Below are 2,256 nucleotides of genomic sequence, written 5' to 3' on the forward strand. Positions count from 1 at the left end.
CGAGGCCCTGGCAGATGCGGCTTACCTCCGATTTGGAGACGCCGCTGGCGCCGCCCAGCGCCTCCACCAGGGCATCAACCTTGCGGGTGGAGATACCACCGGTGTAGGCCTCCATCACCACGGCGTAGAGGGCCTTGTCGACCCGGCGGCGGGGTTCGAGCCAGTCGGGAAAGAAGCTGCCCTGCCTCAGTTTGGGGATGGCCAGGCTGATGTCGCCCACCTGGGTGGTGAGCAGCCGCTGGCGGTAGCCGTTGCGGTGGGTGGAGCGCTGATCCGGGCAGCGCTCATGGAGCTGGGCGCCAGTGAGGGCAGAAACCTCTGCTTCCAGCAGGTCCTGAAAGCCGCGGCGCACGATCTCAGGGATGAGGGCGCCAGCGGTGGTGCCCTCCATGAGCTGAGCCAGCTCGGAGGCGCCACTATGGATATGGGTCATGGTCTGTGTTCGGTTTGGTGGTAGTGCTCCGAACAGGGTCACAGACCGGCCCACCCATTGCCACAGCTAAAGACTGAGGGAGTTGAGCCGTCAGCCCCGGCTACGCCGGGGCTGATCCCCCCGAGTTACACCACTCCATGGGACGCCGCTGGTACCCGGATCGACTCCTCATAGGCATTGAACATCTTCTGCACCATTCCGCCATGAGACATCCCCATCTCCCCGTGGTCTGCGGTGCTCACGAACAAAGTATTGTTGACCTCGCCTTGCTTTGCAAGCGTGGTGATCAGCTCGCCCATTTGGGCATCGGCAATCTTCATTAGATTGCCGTAAAAGTTGAGATAGTTTAGTTTTAACTCATCGGTTGGCAGTGGTTGCCCTCCAGCTTGAACGCGCAACCACTCCCTTTGAATCTGCGGTTTGTAGTTGCCTGAAAAGTCGTACCCATCAGAGGTGATCGAACCTGTGATGGGTTCATCCACGGTTGGCGGGAGAATGTTGATGTCACCTTCGATCATGTCCGCGGTATAGCCAAAATAGGTGTCTGGATCTCCTTCGCCCCAGGTACGTGGGTAAGCAAGCACGTCGTGTGGGTTTACAAGAGAAACCACCATCGCAAAGGGCTTTTTGTTGCCAGAGTCCAGGCGGTCGTTCAACCAGGTTGTCGCTTCGCTGATGAAACGCGTGTCGTTATCGGCATAACCGCCTCCAGCGTTTTTGGGGTCCATGTCTTGACCAGCATCAGGGCCTTGCCAGTCTTGGAAGTCGTACTCGGTCATGTCTTGGAAGACGACTTCGCCATCCACTGTGGTAATTGTCTTGCTGAGATGCGTCTTACCGAAGAACGACACGTCGTATCCGAGGTCGCCCAGAACTGTGCCGAGTGTTGGCAGGTCTGGATTCAGCTGCACTTGAGAATCCAGAATTGGATTTCCTATATCGCTTAGTAGCAAGTCAAGTTCATGTTGTGCTGGATATTTGCCCGTGAAAAACGTCGCCCTTGCAGACGAGCACATAGCCGTATTGGTGAAGGAGTTCTCAAAGGAGAGACCGTTGTCAAGAAGCCACTGCCGTGTGGGTAGGTTTTCTTTTGCCCAATCGCGAGGTAGCCATAGATCTTCAGGCTTGACCTAGTCCCGGATGAAAATTACTAGGTTTTGCGGTTGCTCTGCGGAATTCTCAGCCTGGCTGATGGCACGACTTGCTTTGCCAACTTTTTTTGCGCTATTGAGGCTCCGAATTCCAATTTGCTTGGATACGCTAGTATAGTCCTTGGTAAGTAGTAGCTCCTGGTCTGATAGCTTGTTAGGATTACTCCTCAGCAGCTTAAATACTGATTTGTCAAATTCTGATGTCGCGTTACGTCCTCCTCCGCTTGCTTTGGCAATGTTGCCAATTTGCTGCATCTTAGACATATAAAGTGTGTGTACAAATACTGTTTACCACAATTGTCCGCGTTGCAAACCAAGACTTGTTGGTTTGTAATATTCTAATTGCGCATAGGTAGCGTGTCTCTGTCTCTGGTCCACTTCTGCAGATAGAACGGGTCTATAGCGATCGTGTAGCTGGTTACTGCCGTCGAGGTAAATCCCTTCAGCTGTGTCGCGGATGTGGGTGATTTCACGAGCCCCGCAGCTTTTTGGTGCTGTTGGGTTGAGCTCCTGATGCAGCAGGTTCTCGGCAACACCACTGGACCCCCTGGCTGGGCCCTAGCAAGGCCTGAACCCCCTTCTGTTTTTGTCTTGAGCGCTGAACAGCGATGAACTGGACGTTGCGGTGACGGTCATATTTGAGGTCATCGACCCTTAGCTCTTAAGAGTTCG

Annotated in this window: 1 protein-coding gene and 1 pseudogene; both read right to left on the bottom strand. The window is 54.4% G+C overall.

What is annotated here, in order from left to right; all coding sequences use genetic code 11:
• Positions 1–391, bottom strand: a 391-nt coding sequence (locus CJZ78_RS13385; RefSeq protein ID WP_369802071.1) for a transposase, incomplete at its 3' end; no start/stop codon positions are given.
• Between the two features lie 167 nt (positions 392–558).
• Positions 559–1,494 (bottom strand): annotated as a pseudogene (locus CJZ78_RS13390) (sulfatase-like hydrolase/transferase); the annotation flags it as partial.
• Between the last annotated feature and the right edge of the window lie 762 nt (positions 1,495–2,256).

The organism is Synechococcus sp. 8F6 (assembly GCF_002252665.1).
GTDB lineage: Bacteria > Cyanobacteriota > Cyanobacteriia > PCC-6307 > Cyanobiaceae > Cyanobium_A.